17 protein-coding genes are annotated in these 17,923 nt (G+C 63.5%); 12 read left to right on the forward strand and 5 right to left on the reverse strand.

Annotated elements, in window-relative coordinates:
* The first annotated feature begins 240 nt into the window (after nt 1-240).
* The 5 genes from hprK to ptsP all read left to right on the forward strand — a co-directional run bounded on the left by hprK (nt 241) and on the right by ptsP (nt 4,674).
* Complete coding sequence (gene hprK / locus QQJ96_RS20125; RefSeq protein WP_284333822.1) at nt 241-1,191, forward strand: HPr(Ser) kinase/phosphatase; 951 nt, start codon at nt 241-243, stop codon at nt 1,189-1,191.
* A gap of 17 nt (nt 1,192-1,208) precedes the next feature.
* Nucleotides 1,209-2,102, forward strand: a complete 894-nt coding sequence (gene rapZ / locus QQJ96_RS20130) for an RNase adapter RapZ (protein WP_284334037.1) — start codon at nt 1,209-1,211, stop codon at nt 2,100-2,102.
* 43 nt (nt 2,103-2,145) lie between these two features.
* Nucleotides 2,146-2,538 (forward strand): PTS sugar transporter subunit IIA, encoded by a 393-nt coding sequence (locus QQJ96_RS20135; protein ID WP_345782719.1) that lies wholly within the window; start codon nt 2,146-2,148, stop codon nt 2,536-2,538.
* Entirely contained in the window at nt 2,531-2,800 is a 270-nt protein-coding gene (locus QQJ96_RS20140) for an HPr family phosphocarrier protein (protein WP_284333823.1), read from the forward strand. The genes QQJ96_RS20135 and QQJ96_RS20140 overlap by 8 nt, the downstream gene beginning before the upstream one ends.
* A 128-nt stretch (nt 2,801-2,928) precedes the next feature.
* The gene (gene ptsP, locus QQJ96_RS20145) at nt 2,929-4,674 is read left to right on the forward strand and encodes a phosphoenolpyruvate--protein phosphotransferase (RefSeq protein ID WP_284333824.1); all 1,746 of its coding nucleotides are present in this window, start codon (nt 2,929-2,931) and stop codon (nt 4,672-4,674) included.
* Between the two features lie 63 nt (nt 4,675-4,737).
* Here the strand turns inward: ptsP and QQJ96_RS20150 are convergent, their stop codons facing one another.
* Nucleotides 4,738-5,616 (reverse strand): LysR substrate-binding domain-containing protein, encoded by an 879-nt coding sequence (locus QQJ96_RS20150; RefSeq protein WP_284334039.1) that lies wholly within the window; start codon nt 5,614-5,616, stop codon nt 4,738-4,740.
* A 90-nt stretch (nt 5,617-5,706) separates the two neighbouring features.
* On the opposite strand from QQJ96_RS20150, the gene QQJ96_RS20155 reads away from it, so the two are divergent.
* Nucleotides 5,707-6,744: a YeiH family protein gene (locus QQJ96_RS20155; RefSeq protein WP_284333825.1), complete on the forward strand. Its 1,038-nt coding sequence runs from the start codon at nt 5,707-5,709 to the stop codon at nt 6,742-6,744.
* Between the two features lie 24 nt (nt 6,745-6,768).
* Here QQJ96_RS20155 and tsaB read toward each other — a convergent pair whose 3' ends face one another.
* Nucleotides 6,769-7,467 (reverse strand): tRNA (adenosine(37)-N6)-threonylcarbamoyltransferase complex dimerization subunit type 1 TsaB, encoded by a 699-nt coding sequence (gene tsaB / locus QQJ96_RS20160; RefSeq protein WP_284333826.1) that lies wholly within the window; start codon nt 7,465-7,467, stop codon nt 6,769-6,771.
* A gap of 149 nt (nt 7,468-7,616) precedes the next feature.
* Here tsaB and QQJ96_RS20165 point away from each other — a divergent pair, with 149 nt between their 5' ends.
* The 4 genes from QQJ96_RS20165 to QQJ96_RS20180 all read left to right on the forward strand — a co-directional run bounded on the left by QQJ96_RS20165 (nt 7,617) and on the right by QQJ96_RS20180 (nt 13,487).
* The gene (locus QQJ96_RS20165; protein ID WP_284333827.1) at nt 7,617-7,985 is read left to right on the forward strand and encodes a nuclear transport factor 2 family protein; all 369 of its coding nucleotides are present in this window, start codon (nt 7,617-7,619) and stop codon (nt 7,983-7,985) included.
* A 217-nt stretch (nt 7,986-8,202) separates the two neighbouring features.
* A complete protein-coding gene (locus QQJ96_RS20170) occupies nt 8,203-8,997 on the forward strand; it encodes a helix-turn-helix domain-containing protein (protein ID WP_284333828.1) in 795 nt (264 codons plus the stop codon).
* Nucleotides 8,998-9,106: 109 nt separating this feature from the next.
* Nucleotides 9,107-10,453, forward strand: a complete 1,347-nt coding sequence (locus tag QQJ96_RS20175) for a GH39 family glycosyl hydrolase (RefSeq protein WP_284333829.1) — start codon at nt 9,107-9,109, stop codon at nt 10,451-10,453.
* A 205-nt stretch (nt 10,454-10,658) separates the two neighbouring features.
* Nucleotides 10,659-13,487 (forward strand): valine--tRNA ligase, encoded by a 2,829-nt coding sequence (locus QQJ96_RS20180; RefSeq protein WP_284333830.1) that lies wholly within the window; start codon nt 10,659-10,661, stop codon nt 13,485-13,487.
* 71 nt (nt 13,488-13,558) lie between these two features.
* On the opposite strand, the gene rimI is transcribed toward QQJ96_RS20180, so the two are convergent.
* Genes rimI through pssA form a run of 3 tightly spaced genes read right to left on the reverse strand, consistent with a single transcriptional unit; the run spans nt 13,559 to nt 15,287 of the window.
* Nucleotides 13,559-14,029, reverse strand: a complete 471-nt coding sequence (gene rimI / locus QQJ96_RS20185) for a ribosomal protein S18-alanine N-acetyltransferase (protein WP_284333831.1) — start codon at nt 14,027-14,029, stop codon at nt 13,559-13,561.
* Entirely contained in the window at nt 14,029-14,514 is a 486-nt protein-coding gene (locus tag QQJ96_RS20190) for a hypothetical protein (protein WP_284333832.1), read from the reverse strand. The genes rimI and QQJ96_RS20190 overlap by 1 nt, the downstream gene beginning before the upstream one ends.
* Nucleotides 14,511-15,287 carry a CDP-diacylglycerol--serine O-phosphatidyltransferase gene (gene pssA, locus QQJ96_RS20195; protein ID WP_284333833.1) on the reverse strand — a complete coding sequence of 259 codons (777 nt, stop codon included), beginning with the start codon at nt 15,285-15,287 and terminating at the stop codon, nt 14,511-14,513. Before pssA ends, QQJ96_RS20190 begins: the two co-directional genes overlap by 4 nt.
* A gap of 279 nt (nt 15,288-15,566) precedes the next feature.
* On the opposite strand from pssA, the gene QQJ96_RS20200 reads away from it, so the two are divergent.
* Nucleotides 15,567-16,007: a DUF4124 domain-containing protein gene (locus tag QQJ96_RS20200; RefSeq protein WP_284333834.1), complete on the forward strand. Its 441-nt coding sequence runs from the start codon at nt 15,567-15,569 to the stop codon at nt 16,005-16,007.
* A gap of 161 nt (nt 16,008-16,168) precedes the next feature.
* Nucleotides 16,169-17,866: a proline--tRNA ligase gene (locus tag QQJ96_RS20205; RefSeq protein WP_284333835.1), complete on the forward strand. Its 1,698-nt coding sequence runs from the start codon at nt 16,169-16,171 to the stop codon at nt 17,864-17,866.
* Nucleotides 17,867-17,923 lie beyond the last annotated feature (57 nt).

A 17,923-nucleotide genomic window follows, 5' to 3' on the forward strand; every position in this document is an offset into this window, starting at 1 on the left:
AATCCTGCTCCAGGACCGAGCAGGATTTGCGAAACCCAGCTGAGACTCGACGCTAATCAGGTCCGGGGGAGGGATGGGATCAGGCCGGATGTGGCCTCGGCTTTGAGCAGCATCTGGCGCCGTTGAAGCGCCCCCTGCGGCCGCCCTCTCGCGGCACTTAAGACCAAAACCCTAAAACTGGCACAATGTTCCCCGCCGCCGCCCCCGCCCAGGCAGCCACGCGGCATAAAGGGAACCTCCTTGGACCGGCTTACTGCACGACAACTCTTCGACGATATCCACGAGCGCATGGCGCTGCGCTGGGTGGCCGGCATGCGCGGCGAAACGCGCGTGCTCGAATACGGCTCCACCCCGGCCCGCCGCCCCTCGCTGGTGGGCTATCTCAATGTGATCTACCCCAACAAGATCCAGATCGTCGGCACCGAGGAGCTGAGCTATCTCGATGGCCTGGACTCCCGCCAGCGCTGGGAAGTGATCCACAAGGCCGCCGCCACCCACCCGGTGGCCTTCATCGTCACCAAGGACCAGGCGATACCGGCCGACCTGCGCGAAGTGGCGGAAGAAACCGATACGCCGCTGTGGATCAGCGCCAAGCGCGGCCATGAACTGCTCACCTGGATGCAGTACCACCTGGCGCGCACCATGGCGCCACGTCTCACCCTGCACGGCGTACTGCTGGAAGTGTTCTCCATCGGCGTACTGATCACCGGCGAAGCCGGCTCAGGCAAAAGCGAGCTGGCGCTGGAGCTGATCAGCCGCGGGCATCGCCTGGTCGCCGACGATGCCCCGGAATTCACCCTGATCGCCCCGGACGTGATCGACGGCGCCTGCCCCGAGCTGTTGCAGGATCTGCTCGAAGTACGGGGCCTGGGTGTGCTCAATGTACGGGAGATGTTCGGCCACACCTCGGTCAAGACGTCCAAGTATCTGCGCCTGGTGATCCATCTCAAGCCCTTGCGCGACGGCGAGAACGTCGACGCGCTCACCCGCCTCACCGGCGACGTGGGCCATCGCGAAATCTTCGATGTGAACGTGCCGATGATCACCTTGCCCGTCGCCCCCGGCCGCAACCTGGCGGTACTGGTGGAAGCGGCGGTGCGCAGCCATATGTTGAAGAGCAAGGGCATCGATCCGGCGCAAAGCTTCATGGACCGCCAGGCCCACCAGATGCGCAGGCTGCCCCCATGGTGACCCGTGACCCGAATCTTATGAACCAATACGAAGGCCTGCTTGCCCACGACGACTCGGACGCCATCCACCTGGTGGTGCTGACCGGCATGTCCGGCGGCGGCAAGACTGTCGCCCTGCGGGCGCTGGAAGACCTGGACTTCTACTGCGTCGACAACCTGCCCAGCGCACTGTTGCCGCAATTGGTGCAAGCGGCTACGCGCGGCGACAGCCACCGCCGTCGCATCGCGGTGGGCGTGGACGTACGCAGCCGGGACGACGATTTCCAGCACATGCCGCAGGTCCTTTCCTCGCTGGCGGCGACGGTGCAGGTGCATCTGATCTTTCTGGACTGCAACGACGCCGCACTGATCAAGCGTTATTCGGAGACGCGCCGCCGTCACCCGCTGGCCGTGCGCGGGGTATCGCTCGCCGACGCCATTGCGGAGGAACGCCGCCTGCTGCGTCCACTGATGGCGATCGCCGAACGCGTGATCGAATCCAGCGACTTGAACGTGCATCAATTGCGCCGCCTGATCGCTACCGGTTACGCGCAAACCACCACCGGCCTTACGCTGATGTTTCAATCGTTCGCGTTCCGGCGCGGACTGCCGCTGGATTCGGACTTCGTGTTCGACGCGCGCTGCCTGCCCAACCCCCATTGGGAACCGACGCTGCGACCACTGTCCGGCAAGGACGCGCCGGTGCGCGAATTCCTGGAGCGCCAGCCCGTGGTGGGTGAATTCTTTGCCGACACCGCCCGCTGGTTGGATGCATGGCTGCCCCGCTTCGAGGCGGACGACCGCAGCTACGTCACCATTTCCATCGGCTGCACCGGTGGCCGCCACCGCTCGGTCTATCTGGTCGAGAAACTCGCCGCGCACTATCGCACCACGCGCGAAGGGGTTCTCACTTTCCATCGCGAACTTGAGTGATGTTTATGTTGTCTTTCACCCATCCCAACGAAGCCGCCGCGCCATGAGCGTCGGCGTGCTTCTGATGACCCACGAGTCGGTTGGCCAGGCGCTGGTGAAGGCAGCACGTCACGTGTTGCCGAAATTGCCGCTGCGAGTCGCCACCGTGGAAGTGCCCGCACTGGCCGATCCGGATGTCATGCGCACGCTCACCGCCAAGCATGCGCGCGAACTGGATCAAGGTGAGGGCGTGCTGGTACTGGCCGATCTGTATGGCGCGACTCCCTGCAACATCGGACTGTCGCTGGCTACGGTAGGCGTAAGGCTGCGCTGTGTTTCTGGGTTGAACCTGCCCATGCTGCTGCGCGTACTGAACTACGCCGACAAGCCGCTGGACGAACTTGCTGAAATCGCGGCCAGTGGCGGTCGCGGGGGAATCTTCATCGATCATGCTTGAAAAAGAAATCGTCGTCTCCAACAAATTGGGCTTGCATGCCCGCGCATCGGCAAAGCTGGTGCAACTGGTGCAGAGTTTCAAATCCACGGTGTGGTTGATCAGCAAGGGCCGCGAAGTGAATGCACAAAGCATCATGGGCGTCATGATGCTGGCCGCCGGGATCGGCACGCCATTGACCATTCGCGTGGACGGTCCGGACGAATCGGCCGCGATCTCGGCGGTGGTGGATCTGTTCGACCGCAAATTCGACGAAGGGATGTGAATGAAGCAAGGCACGGCAAACGGGGAACGGGGAACATCACGTCCGCGGCGTGACGTACGCTCGTGCGTCGCTCACGCTCCCTGTTGCTTGTTACTCGTCCCGTGCAGCTCCACCGGGAGGTGCCGCCCATGAGGCAAATCCTTGCCGGTGCCATGGCTTCGCGCGGCATGACCCTGGGCCGTGCCCGGCTGGTGCAGCCCAGCCGCTACCTGGTCGATACACGCCCGTTGGCCGAGGAGGAAATTCCTTCCGAACTCGAACACCTGCATACCGCGCTGGAAACCGCGCGGCAGGAGCTGCGCGAGTTGCGCGGCAAGCTGCATGGCGCGCTGGCGCGTGAAGTCAACGAGTTCATCGACGCACACAGCCTCCTGCTGGACGACGCCGAGCTGCTGCGCGGCCTGGACGAAATGATCACCATCGGCCGCTATCGCGCCGGCGCCGCGTTGAAGAAACAGCGCGATCGCCTGGCCGGCGTGTTCAGTGCGATGGACGATCCGTATCTGCGCAGCCGCATGGAAGACGTCGACCAGGTGATCGGCAGGGTTATTTCAGCGCTGCAACGCCAGACCAGCGTGGAGGAGCGCAAGCTCGCCTCGCGCGTCGGCGAAATTCTCGTCGCCGACACCATCGCGCCGGCCGACATGGCGCACTTGGCCGGCAATGGCCTGCTGGGCGTCATCACCAGTTCCGGCAGTCCGTATTCGCACAGCGCGATTCTCGCGCGCAGCCTCAACCTGCCGATGCTGGTGGGTACGCGCGATGCGCTGTCGACCATCCACGACGATGATTTGATCCTGCTCGATACCGAGCGCGGCGAAGCCGTGGTGCATCCGACCGCGCAAGACCTCGCTCGTTACCGTGCGTGGCAGCGCGAAGCCGTGCAGGAGGGCCGCCGCCTCGCCAGTCTGGCGAACGCACCCACACGTACGCGCGATGGCGTGGACGTTCGCCTGCTGGCCAATGCCGAATCGCCCGGCGATGTCGCGCTCGCCCGCGCGCGCGGCGCCGATGGCGTGGGCCTGTATCGCACGGAATTCCTGTTCCTGCGCCACAAGGGCCTGCCCTCGGAAGACGAGCAGTTCATCGCCTATCGCGACGTAGTGTTGGGCATGGGCGGTGCGCCGGTGACGATTCGCACACTCGACCTTGGCGCCGACAAGGCCGACGCCGCGGGGCTGGTCATCCGCGGCGAGGAAAATCCCGCCCTGGGCGTGCGGGGCGTGCGTTTGTCGCTGCGCCATCCGGCCGTATTCACAACGCAGATTCGCGCCATTCTGCGCGCTGCCTGCTACGGGCCTGTACGCGTGCTAGTGCCGATGGTTACGCAGCCCGATGAACTCATAGCCGTGCGTACGCTGTTCAAGCTTGCGCGCCAGGAACTCAAGCGCGAGAACATCGACCTGCCGGAAAAACTTCCGCTGGGCGCCATGATCGAAGTGCCTGCCGCCGCGATCAACGTGCGTGCCTTGCTCGAACACTCCGATTTCCTCGCCATTGGCACCAACGATCTTGCCCAGTACGTGCTTGCCGCCGACCGCGGCAACGATGCGCTGGAAAACATCTACAACCCGTTGCAGCCCGCACTGCTGCGCTTGCTCTCGCACGTCATCTCCGCCGGTCGCCGCGCGGGCAAACCGGTGAGCCTGTGCGGCGAGATCGGCGGCGACGAGAATTTCACCGCCCTGTTGCTCGCCCTGGGCTTGTGCGAATTCAGCATGCACCCCAGCCGCATCCTGCATGTGCGAGATCGTCTCGCCACGCTCGATCACGCCAGGTTGCGCGCCTTCGCACCGCGCCTGATCCGTGCGCATACGCATGAAGAGGCGGAGTCGATGCTGGCGGCGATCACCAACAATTGCCACGCGTCCTAGAGGGATGACAATCCCAGCATCGGAATGCAGCGTGCATGGCAATGCTGGGATTGTCATCCCAGCCTACGTAACAGTGCGCAAAAACGCTTCCAGCGCCGCACCACGATATTTCTCCCGGTGCAGCAGAATCGAGAGTTTTCGCCGTAAATCGAGAAACGGTGTTTTCAGCGCCACCAATCGCCCCGTCGCCAGCGCATCGGCTACCGCCACTTCCGGCAGACAGGCAATGCCCAGTCCGGCTGCGACCGCCTGCTTGATCGCTTCGATCTGATCCAGCTCCATCACGATTTCGCCCGGCGGCAACTGCCCCAACGCCCGCTCGCTGATGGCTCGCGTGGCGGAGCCGGGTTCGCGCAAAACCCAACGGGCGCCAGCGAAATGTTCGGGCTTCAGGCCGTGCTTCTTGGCGAGCGGATCTTCAGGCGGTGCACAGACCACCAGCGTGTCGTCGCGCCAGGAATGCGCCTCCAGCAAGGGATGCGCGACAGGTCCTTCCACACAACCGACGTCGAGGCTGTGATCGAGCACGGCCGAGGCGATGCTATCGGTGTTGGCCACGCGTAGGCGGATGGCTACCTGCGGATGGCTGCGCGCGAACTCGCCCAGTAATTCACCCACGCGGTAGTTGCCGACCGTATTGCTGGTACCGATGCGCAACTCGCCCGCCAGCGCGGCGGTTTTACCGGCGGCGCGGCGACCGAATTCGGCGTGGCGCTCCAGCAGCTCCTGCGCCAAGGGCAACAGTTCGCGGCCGCGCGCGTTCAGCCGCAGCCTGCCTCGCTCACGATCGAACACCGGGGCATCAAGCTGCCGCTCCATTTCCGCCAACGCCATGCTGGCGGCCGGCTGGGTGAGATGCAGCTGTTCGGCAGCGGCACGCACGCTGCCGTGCAGGGCGATCTGCACGAATACATCCAGCTGACGCAAGCTGACATTAAGCATCAGCATATTTTATACAATTGATCAGATATTTCAATTTTTCCTAATACATGACGAATTGGAAAATACCCCCGTCCCCAACGGCCATCCGTCATGAATGCCATATCGCTCCCCCTCCCCTCCTCCAGTCTGCGCGTTCGCGCTTCAGGCTTGTTGCTGGCCATTGGCATTGCCATGGCGGCGTGGTGGCTGGGACGCCTGGTGCCGCTGATCGGTGGCCCGGTGTTCGGCATCGTGATCGGCATTGCCGTACGCAACCTGCTCTCGCCGGGGGATAGCTTCAACCCGGGCATCCAGTTCGCCAGCAAGCAGATCCTGCAGTGGTCGATCATCGCGCTGGGATTCGGGCTGAGCCTCACCCAGGTCGCCAAGACCGGGCTGGAATCGCTCTCCGTGACCTTGGTGACCATGACCGTGGCATTCGTGTCGGCATGGCTGCTGGGCCGGACGATGAAAGTGCATGACAAGCTCCAGGTGCTGATCGGCGTGGGCACCGCGATCTGCGGCGGCTCGGCGATCGCCGCGGTCACGCCAATCATCAAGCCGGATGACCACGACACCGCCTTTGCGATCTCCACCATCTTCCTGTTCAACATCGTCGCTGTGCTGCTGTTTCCCTTGCTGGGGCACGCGCTGCACCTGTCGGATCTTGGCTTCGGGCTGTGGGCCGGCACGGCGATCAACGACACCTCCTCGGTGGTGGCCGCCGGTTACAGCTACAGCACGGCGGCGGGCGATTACGCCACCATCGTGAAACTGACGCGCGCCACGCTCATCATCCCGATCTGCCTGGTGCTTGCCATCGTGGTAGCGATGCGCCACAAGCGCGCTGCAAAGCAGGATGGCGTAACCGGCGATTTCAGCCTGCGCCGCATCTTTCCGTGGTTCATCCTGTGGTTCCTGGTCGCCTCGGCCGTGCGCACGGCGGGCCTGGTGCCGACCGCGATCCAGCCGGCCATTCACCTGAGCGCGGAGTTCATGATCATCGTGGCGCTCACCGCGATCGGCCTGTCGGCCAACCTGCGCAAGATGGCCTCGACCGGCGTGCGGCCGATCCTGCTCGGACTGGGTGTGTGGGCGGCGGTGTCGATCAGCAGCCTGCTGGTTCAGTTGGTGATCGGGCAGCTGTAGTTCCAGTTGCCCCGCAACCTGCGCTCAGGATCCGCGGACCTTCCCCTGCTCCGCCAGCGTCAGTGCCACCTTGTCGCGCAAATACACCGGCAAGGCCTGCTCCGGCGCCACCGCGCGACCAGCGCGGAATTCAGCTACCGCCAGCGTCGCTACATGGCGCGCCTGCGGGTAGCAGCTGCCGTCGGCCGAACGAGGCTGCATGCCCAATCGGGCAAACAACGCTTCACGATATGTCGCCCAACCGGTGCCCGCCACATTCCATGCATCTGCCGGCGGCAACACCAGCGTATCGGGTGTGCATACGCGCTCTTCGTCCAGGGCAAGCAAGCCGCCTTCACCATCGCGCCGGTAGCTGGCGGCATAGATCTCGCCCATGCGCGCATCGATCACCGCCAGGATCGCGGCATCGTCCTCCGGTGCCTCCAACGCCAGCGCCGCCAGCGAGGAAACGGGAACTACCGGCCGATCCAATGCCATCGCCATGCCTTGCGCCAATGACATCGCCAAACGCACGCCGGTGAAGCCACCGGGGCCGCGCCCTACCGCGATGGCATCCAACGCATGCTTGCCGATGCCCGCTTCTGCCAGCAGTTCGTCGGCCATCGGCAGCACGCGCTCAGCGTGACGACGTGGCGCCAGCTCGGTGCGGGCGATGATGGTTTCGCCGTGCACGAGCGCGACGGAACAGGCTTCGGTGGCGGTTTCCAGGGCTAGCAGATTCATAGGCGCATTCTCGCACGGCGTCCATGCTGCTTGTGCGTAGGTTGGGATACCAATCCCAGCCTACACGCCCCCAGGTCATTACCTCCCAAGTAATCGCCGCGCCGCGGAACCGGCTGCAAGCTTTCTCCACCAACCCAAGGAGATCAGCCATGACCGAAGCACACACCCTCGCCACTCGTTATATCCGCAGCTGGAACGAAACCGATTCGCTGCGCCGCCTCGCCCTGCTGGAAGAGATCTACACGGAACATGCCCGCTATACCGACCCGATGATTACGTCCACGGGATGGGAAGCGATCAATGCCACCATCAGCGCGGTGCAGAAGATGTTTCCCGGGCATGTCTTCGGCCTGCTCGGCGAAGTGGACGCGCATCACGACATGATGCGTTTTCGCTGGCAGCTCAGCGAACCGGGCGCGAACGAGCCCTTGGTGATCGGCTTCGACGTCGCCGTGCTGGAAGACGGCCGCATCAGCCACGTCTGCGGTTTCCTCGACAAAGTGCCGGTAGCCGCCTGACCCATTTCCGCCGCGCGCCAGGAGCGCGCGGCTCCTTCGAGGAGTACCTGACCATGCCGATGTTCGAAACCAGCGACCGCACTGGTATCAACTATGAAGACCGGGGTACCGCATGGCCTTTATCACACGCATCGGGAACGTCTGTTCGCCACTGCCTCGCCGAACAATGCCAAACGGCCCAGGACAGCCTCATCTTTCGCACGGCATGATCGGATATATGCATGCCATCCACATCCCACACCAACGTCCAGTCGGCGACCTGCTGCGCGAATGGCGCCGGCATCGCCGACTGAGCCAGCTAGATCTTGCCACTCACGCCGAGATTTCCACGCGGCATCTGAGCTTCGTGGAATCGGGCCGCGCCCAACCCAGCCGCGACATGATCCTGCACCTGGCCCAGTACCTGGAAATTCCCTTGCGCGAACGCAACGCCCTGCTGGTTGCCGCAGGTTTCGCACCAGCCTATCCGCAACGGCCGCTGGAAGACGCCTCGATGCAAGCGGCGCGTCGCTTGATCGATCAATTGCTGCAAGGCTTCGAGCCTTATCCGGCCCTCACCATCGACCGACATTGGCAATTGGTGGCGAGCAACCGGGCGACGCTGCGCCTGCTCGACGGCATTGCAGCGGAGCTGCTGCAAGCGCCAATCAATGTGCTGCGACTGAGCCTTCATCCGGCCGGCCTGGCTCCGCGCATCCACAACCTGGGCGAATGGCGTGCTCACCTGCTGCATCGCCTGCAACAGCAGATCGAGGCCACCCACGATCCGCAATTGCTCGCCTTGCAGCGCGAAGTGCAGGCGTTTCCCACCCCCGTTGACACGCCGGTACGCAGCCCCGCTTCTGCGATCGCCGTGCCGATGCAACTTGAAGTGCGTGGCCAGCTATTGTCGATGATCAGTACCACCACCGTATTCGGCAGCCCAGTGGACATCACCTTGTCGGAACTTGCGCTGGAAGCCTTCGTACCTGCCGATGAGCAAACGGCTCAGGCTTTGCGGCAAATGGAGTAACCGGCCACCGCGATCCTTGCGAAGCTCATCGCAATCTTGCTGCGGTTAACTCTTCATAGTGCAACAGCCTTGCAGCCACCCATCAACGTTTCGTAAGGATGAAGAAACCATGCTCACGTCCCCGATGATACGGGCGATGGCCCTGTTGTCGCTTTTCGCCGCGACCGCAACCCCAGCGCTCGCGCAAACCGCCAACACCTACGTCGACTTCGGCACGCCGCTGCCGCAGGCGCTCGCCCCCGATCCTTTCTCCAGTTCGATTTCCACCTATGGCCAGAACGGCGGCTCGATCATTGCCAGTGCGACGCAACGCAGCAATCTTGCCGGCCTCGGCCTTGGACTGTATCGGGTTCCCCTGCAGTGGAACGGCGGCAACATCATTTCCGGCGCTGCCTATGGACCTACCAATATTTCCGGCGACCAATGGGTCAGCGGCATCAAAAACCTGGGCGCGCAGCCGATGATTGTGGTGGCAGGATCGAGCAACAACAACTTCTCTCCCGATGATGCCGCGGCGCTGGTGCAGCACTTCAATCCCGGCAATCCGGTCGCCTACTGGGTAATCGGCAACGAGCCCGACAACGATCACATGAGCATGGCTGCGTATTGCACGCTGTTCAACGCCACTGTGGACAAGATGAAAGCGGTCGATCCCACCATCAAGGTCGCGGGGCCGGCATGGTCGCACTACAACCAAAGCGACCTGCAGGCCTTTCTCGATTGCGCGGGATCGAAGGTGGATGTGATCGACTATCACCACTACGCCATGGGTAGCAGCTATCTCGACAATGCGACAGCGCTGGCGCAGACGTCGGACTGGGAAAACGAAATCACCCAGCTGCGGCAGATGATCAACGCCACCGTGCCGCAGCGGGCTGCGGCGATCGAGATTCAGGTCGGCGAGTACAACTGGTCATGGCGTACGGGCGACGGCTATCCCGGACGGAACGGTGACGACCGCTTCTATCAGGGCGTGGTCACGGTATGGTCGGCGTCCGTGGCCGGGCACATCATGCGTGCCGGCGGCCGTGGCCATCAGTACTCCGACCAGAACGGTGCGCTCGGCCTCACTTTCGAAAAACAAAGCGATGCCACCTACTACGGCCAGCAGATCGATGCGCCGATGCCGATCTACCAGGGCCTGCGCATGTTCAGCGGCGGCCATTTGTTCCGCCCCTTCGGCAGCATCGCCGTGTCGGCTTCCACCGCGCTCGCCAATGTCGAGGTATTCGCCTCGACGAACGGGCAGAACATCGTGATGATCAACAAGGACCCCGCCACCACGCAAACCGCGATTGTGCAAGCCAGCGGAACCACGGCAAGCACCGTCGATGTATGGCAGACGGACAACAACGCGCCGTTCCAGGCGCCGCAGCTCGTGGCGAGTCTCGCGCTGAGCAATGGCCTCAGCTATGCGTTGCCGCCCTATTCGGTGACTACGTTTGTCTTTCGATGATGTTCGGTAGGTCGGGGTGAGGCCCAGCAGGGCGGGGGCGGGCCGCTCCCCCGACCCTGCTCCCGGTCCGGGGCGGGCTTCGCAGCACCCGGAGGGGGCGCAAAAGCCGCCAACGCTTGGGCTGCCTCGCCCGCGCCCCTTACAATGCAGGTTTGTATGCCTGTCCACGCGCGCCGGCAGCCGGCGCGCCATTGAAGAGTCCCCGATGGAAAAGAGTTTCGAGCCCCGCCCGATCGAGTCGAAGTGGTATGCCCGCTGGGAACGCAGCGGCGTATTCCAGCCATCCGGCCGCGGCGAGCCGTACTGCATCCAGCTGCCGCCGCCGAACGTCACCGGCACCTTGCACATGGGCCATGCGTTCCAGCAGACGGTGATGGACATGCTGATCCGCTACCAGCGCATGCGCGGCATGAACACGCTGTGGCAGGTCGGCACCGACCACGCCGGCATCGCCACGCAGAAAATCGTGGAAAACCAGCTCGCCGTCGAAAACAAGACTCGCCACGACCTGGGTCGTGAGCCCTTCGTGGAACGCGTATGGCAATGGAAGGAGGAATCCGGCTCCACCATCACCAATCAGATGCGCCGCCTCGGCGTGGCCGCCGACTGGACACGCGAACGCTTCACCATGGACGAAGGCCTGTCCGCCGCGGTGCGCAAGGTGTTCGTGGATTGGTATCGCGCGGGCCTGATCTATCGCGGCAATCGCCTGGTGAACTGGGACCCGGTGCTGGGCACCGCCGTGTCCGACCTGGAAGTGAACAACGTCGAGCGTGATGGACACATGTGGTCGATCCGCTATCCGGTCACCGATAGCAACGAAAGCCTCGTCGTCGCCACTACCCGTCCGGAAACCATGCTGGGCGACGTCGCCGTGGCCGTGCATCCGGAAGATGAGCGATATCAGCACCTGATCGGCAAGACGCTCACCCTGCCCCTCGCCAGCCGCCAGATTCCCGTGATCGCCGACGATTACGTCGACCGCGAGTTCGGTACCGGCTGCGTGAAGATCACACCAGCGCACGACTTCAACGACTACGCCATCGGCCAGCGTCACGCGCTCGTGCCGATCGATATCTTCACGCTCGACGCGAAGGTCAACGGCAACGCGCCGGCGAAGTATCAGGGCATGGATCGCTACGAAGCGCGCAAGCTCGTGCTCGCCGATCTCGAAGCGGCCGGACTGCTGGTGGAAACCAAACCGCACAAGCTACAGGTGCCGGTAAGCCAGCGCTCGGACGCGGTAATCGAACCGATGCTCACCGACCAGTGGTTCGTCGACCTTACCAGTGACACGCAAAAGGACGGACGCCCGGGCGGCCGCAAGGCCATCACCGAACCCGCGCTCGATGCGGTGCGTTCGGGCGCGGTCAAGTTCGTACCGGAGAACTGGACCACCACCTATACGCAATGGTTGGAGAACATCCAGGATTGGTGCATCAGCCGCCAGCTGTGGTGGGGCCATCGCATTCCCGCGTGGTACGACGAGGCCGGGAATATCTTCGTCGGTGAGGACGAGGCCGACGCGCGCAAGCATGCCGCCGTCGAGCCGGTCGGCAAGTTGAAACAGGATGAAGACGTGCTCGACACCTGGTTCAGCTCCGCCTTGTGGCCGTTCTCCACGCTGGGCTGGCCGTTCAACGGACCGGTGCAAAACGAGCGCGGCGAAGTGGTCGCCAACTGGGACCACGACAAGATCTTCCTGCCCAGCGCCGTGCTGGTCACCGGCTTCGACATCATCTTCTTCTGGGTCGCGCGCATGGTGATGGCGACCTTGTACTTCACCGGACAGGTGCCGTTCCGCGAGGTGTACATAAACGCCATCGTGCGCGATGCGGAAGGCCAGAAGATGTCCAAGTCCAAGGGCAATACGCTGGACCCGCTGGACCTGATCGACGGTATCGAGCTGGCGCCGCTGGTTGAAAAATCCACCAAGTCGCTGCTGATTCCGCAAGTGCGCGAGAAAGTCGAAAAGCGTATCCGCAAGGATTATCCGCAAGGCATTCCGGCCATCGGCACCGATGCGCTGCGCTTCACCTTTACCGCGCTGGCCAGCTACAGCCGCACGATCAATTTCGACATCAAGCGCGCAGAAGGCTACAAGGCGTTCTGCAACAAGCTGTGGAATGCGGCGCGCTTCGTGCTGATGAACCTGCCGGAAGGCGAGCTGCCGGCTCCGGCCAAAGGCCCTGTCACCGAGGCCGAACGCTGGATCCTGACGCGGCTGAAGCACACGCTGCTCGAAGTGGAACAGCACTTTGCGACCTACCGCTTCGACCTGCTGGCCCAGGCGTTGTACGAATTCGTGTGGAACGAATACTGCGATTGGTTCCTGGAACTGTCCAAGCCAGCCTTGAATGGCGATGACGCAGACGCGGCGGCGTCAACGCGCCATACCTTGCTGGTGGTGCTGGAAACGGTGCTACGCGCGCTGCACCCGATCGTGCCGTTCATCACCGAGGAAATCTGGCAATCGGTGGCGCCCAAGCTCGGCATCCAGGCTGACAGCATCCTGCAATGCACGTGGCCGGACGCCGGCGAAATCACAGCCGACGAAGCGGCCACCGCCGAGATCGAGTGGTTCAAGAATGTGCTCAGCGGCATTCGTCGCATTCGCGCGGAAATGAACATCGCCCCCGGCAAGACTATTCCGCTGCTGTTGGCCGACGGCGATGCCGGCGATCGCGCGCGCGCGGCAAAGTTCGCGGCGCAAATCAGCTTCCTCGCACGCGTGGAAGCGCCGCAGTGGATTGCTTCCGGTGCCGATGAACCCGCCGCCGCGGCAGCCGTGGTCGGTTCGTTGCGCGTGCTGATTCCGCTCGCCGGCTTGATCGATCTCACTGCCGAAAAAACGCGCCTCGGCAAGGAAATCGCGAAAATCGAAAGCGAGATCAGCAAGTGCGAGAACAAGCTGGGCAACGCCAACTTCGTGGCGAATGCACCGGCGGAAGTGGTGGCGCAGGAACGTCAGCGTATTGCCGATTGGAGCACGCAACTCGGCGCGTTGCGGGAGCAGATGCGCAAGCTTGGATAACCCGCAAAATTCCCTCCCTCTCCCCTCCGGGGAGAGGGTTGGGGTGAGGGGTAGACCTCGCGCGAAGCTGCTTACCGCAGCTCGAACTCCAACGCCATGACGATCGCATCCTCACGCCCCTCATGCGCCGGGTAATAGCGCGGCCGGCGCCCGATCTGGTGAAAACCCAGCGACGCATACAACGCTTGCGCATTGGGATTGGACGGCCGTACTTCCAGGAACACGCGCTCGGCGCCGTTCCAGCGCGCGATATCCAGCAGGCGTTTCATCAGATGGCGACCAAAGCCCTGTCCGCGCTGATTCGGGGCAATGCACACGTTCAGCACATGCGCCTCGCCGGCGCCGGTCGAAAGGATGCCGTAGCCGATGATGTCGCCATCCAGGCACAACACCCACGAAGGATGCCCGGCTTTCAGGCAATCGCCAAAAATGCCCTGGCTCCAGGGAAAATCGTAGGAAGCATGTTCCAGTTCGCTGACTCGCGGCAGGTCTTCCCGCCGCATCGCACGCATCTCCAGCGAGGGGCGCGCGACCGCAACCATTAGCGGCCTCCAGCCGCCAGTGCGCGGCGCAGAGCCCGCATGGCCTGCCACAACCGCCGCTTGGCGCTGGCCTGCGTCAGGATCTCCGCTGGCGCATCCGCCAGCACGATATGCGCATCACGCATCACCTGCGCCGGCAGGCCACGCCCCAGCGCATGCGCCTGGGCCTGGCCGAACACCAGATAGGCCGGAGCATGCGGCACCTGCATGGCCTCACCATCCAGCGCCTCGATACGCGGCGCACGTGTAAGCTGCGCACCAAAGGCAGACAGCGCGCGCCCCAGCAGGTCCAGTTCACGCACTGCGCAGCCGGGCGGCAGCACCACCACCACACCAGCGTTGGCTGGCGCCGGCTGAGTCTCGATCGGCTTGGCAGCTGGTTGCGCCGGCTCGGCCTCGGAAACCGCACGCCGTTGCCACGCCACCACGCCCAGCGCACGCAGCACGCGGGCTCGATGCGCGGGACTGGCAATGACTGCGTTCATGCCGCTCCACGACGCGGGCGCCTGCGGTGCGTGGCGAGGCCCCACATGGTCACGATCGGCCCCGACAGCAGGAACAGGGAAAACACCGCCAGCAGCACGTCCGGTGGATCGACAAAGAAAGGCACCAGGATCAGCACGGCCATCAAGATCCACAGGAACGGTACCTTGTCGCCCATCGGCAAGGACTTGAAGCTGTAGTAGCGGAAGCGGCTCACCATCAGCAAGCCTACGATCAACGCCATGAACGGCATGACATTGTTCAGCTCGTCACCGTGAAGGCCCCAGCGCTCCATGCTCCACACGAACGACATGCACACCGCCGCCGCCGCGGGGCTGGGCAAGCCTTGGAAGTAACGCTTGTCGGCCACGCCCACCTGGGTATTGAAGCGCGCCAGGCGCAGCGCGGCGCATACGGCATAGATGAATGCCGCCGCCCAACCGATGTTACCTGGCAGCGGCCCATATTCACGCAGGCTGGAGAGCGACCAGTTGTACATCACCAGCGATGGCGCCAGGCCAAAACTCACCAGGTCCGACAGCGAGTCATACTGCACGCCGAATTCGCTTTGCGTATGGGTAAGCCGCGCCACCCGGCCGTCGATTCCGTCCAGCAGGGCGGCCACGAACACGGCAATGGCAGCGTCCGTGAAACGTCCCCCGATGCTCACCACGATGGCGTAGAAGCCGGCGAACATCGCGCCGGTGGTGAACAGGTTCGGCAGTAGATAGATACCGCGATGCCGCGGCGCCCGTGCGGGGGTCGTCTCGCTCATGAAGCCATCCGTGATGGAATGGCCGGCAGTTTAGCAGGGTGGTGGCGAAGTCCAGGGATGGGAACGAAGCCCCTGTCCAGCGCATGGGGCGGGGGCGTCGGAATTGCTCCGGCCAGGCATCGGCCATGACCGGTTCCCGCTTGCCTGGTCCGGTCCATCTCGGCCCAAACGTGCTTACAAGCACGTTCCACACACTCCGTGCACGTCGCCCGCTTGAGTCCCGGCCGCGCCGGTTGTTAACTAGCCGTGTTTCCCTTCATCCCTTCCCGGAGTCTACCCATGCGTCGACTGTCCATCGCCCTGGCGCTGCTGCTGATCGCGCCCCTGGCCTGCGCCCAGGTTTACAAATGGACCGACGCCCACGGCACCGTCCATTACTCAGAAACGCCCCCGCCGACCGGCACCAAGTACAGCCAGGTCAGCGTGAACGCCGGCACTTCCGCGCCGGCCGCTCAGGAAAATTCACCCGCCGCCGCATCGAGCAGCAGTTCCAGCTCATCGGGTAGCGGCAGCAGCGCGCCGCAGGCACCCATGCAAGACACGCCGGAGAACCGCGCCAAGCTTTGCACCACGCTGAAAGCCAGCATCGGCACCCTGGAGGGCAAGGGCCCGGTGGTGATGAGCAATGGCGGACAGCAGCAGTTGCTCAACGCCGACCAGCGCAAGCAGCAACTGGACGCCAGCCAGTCGCAATACAGCCAGTTCTGCGCCAATCAGTAGGGCGAAAATCGGTGGACATAGGCTGGGATGGCAATCCCAGCGCTCTGATGACCTTACTGGGAGGGTCATCCCGACCTACCCAGCTTGCCTATTGCCTTCCCAGCTTGCCCCAAGCTGCCGGCTATAATCGTCCCTTTACTCCGACAGCCGACCAGCCTCTCATGCGCCTAAGCCAATTCCACCTGGGCACCGTCAAGGAAGTTCCCGCCGATGCGGAGATCTCCAGCCATCAGCTGATGATCCGCTCCGGCATGATCCGCAAGCTCGCCGCCGGCCTGTACACCTGGTCGCCGCTGGGCCTGCGCGTGCTGCGCAAGGTGGAAAACGTGGTGCGCGAGGAAATGAACCGCGCCGGCGCGATCGAAATGCTGATGCCCTCGGTGCAGCCGCGCGAGCTGTGGGAGGAAACCGGCCGCTGGGAAAAATTCGGCGGCCAGCTGCTGAAGATCAAGGACCGCAAGGAACAGGAGTTCTGCTACGGCCCTACGCATGAAGAGGTCGTCACCGATTTCGCGCGCAATGAGCTGAAGAGCTACAAGCAGCTGCCGGTGAACTTCTACCAGATCCAGACCAAGTTCCGCGACGAGATCCGCCCACGCTTCGGCGTGATGCGCGCGCGCGAATTCCTGATGAAGGATGCCTATTCCTTCCATCTCACGCAGGAATCGCTAGCTGAAACTTATGAGGTGATGTACCAGGCGTACGCGCGTATCTTCACGCGCCTGGGACTTAAGTTCCGCGCGGTGCAGGCCGATACCGGCGCCATTGGCGGCAACGCCAGCCATGAATTCCAGGTGCTGGCCGAATCTGGCGAAGACTTGCTGGCCTTCTCCGATGCCTCCGAATACGCCGCCAACCTTGAAAAAGCCGAGGCGATGGCGCCCGCCGGCACCCGCCCTGCGCCTGCGGCAACGCTGCAGCGCGTGGATACGCCACGCGTACGTACGGTGGAAGAAGTCACCCGGCATTTCGGCATCACAGCCGATCGCGTCGTGAAGACCGTGCTGGTGCGTGGTCAAGCAGGCCTGGTCGCCTTGTGCCTGCGCGGTGACCACGACATCAACGAAGTGAAAGCCAGCAAGCTGCCGGAGCTGCCCGGCGAATCCGTACTCGCCTCCGATGAGGAAATCCTCGCCGCGGTAGGTGTGCGTCCGGGCTTTATCGGACCGGCCGGACTGCCCGACTCCATTCCCGTGATCGTCGATCGCAGCGCTGCGGTGCTGGCCGATTTCGTATGCGGCGGCAATCTCAACGATACGCACTACACCGGCGCCAATTGGGAACGTGATGCGCGCATCACGCGCGTGGAAGACATTCGCCAGGTGGTGGTGGGCGATCCTTCGCCGGACGGCCACGGCAGCCTGCAGATCGCGCGTGGCATCGAAGTGGGCCATGTGTTCCAGCTTGGCAACAAATATGCGCAAGCGCTGGATGCCACCGTGCTCGACGACCAGGGCAAGAAGCAGGTGATGCTGATGGGCTGCTACGGCATCGGCGTCAGCCGTATCGTCGCCGCTGCCATCGAGCAGCGCCACGACGAAGCGGGCATCATCTGGCCCGAGCCGATGGCGCCGTGGCGCGTGGCCGTGTGCGTGATCAATCCCAAGAACGCGCCAGAAGTGAACGCTGCTGCCGAGTCGCTGTACAACGAACTCAGCGCGCGCGGCATCGAAAGCGTGCTGGACGATCGAGGCCTACGCCCCGGCGCAATGTTCGCCGACATGGAATTGATCGGCATTCCGCATCGCGTGGTGGTAAGCGAGCGTGGCCTGTCCGCCGGCACGCTGGAATATCGCGCCCGTACTGCCAGCGAAAGCAGCGCCATTACGCGCGACGAGCTATTTGAGATATTGAGCTAATCCCCGTTATGGATAAGGCCGCCTAGCGCGGCCTTTTTCTTAGCTTCGCAAGCGCTG

Source organism: Dyella flagellata, from assembly GCF_030160275.1.
Taxonomy (GTDB): domain Bacteria; phylum Pseudomonadota; class Gammaproteobacteria; order Xanthomonadales; family Rhodanobacteraceae; genus Dyella_B; species Dyella_B flagellata.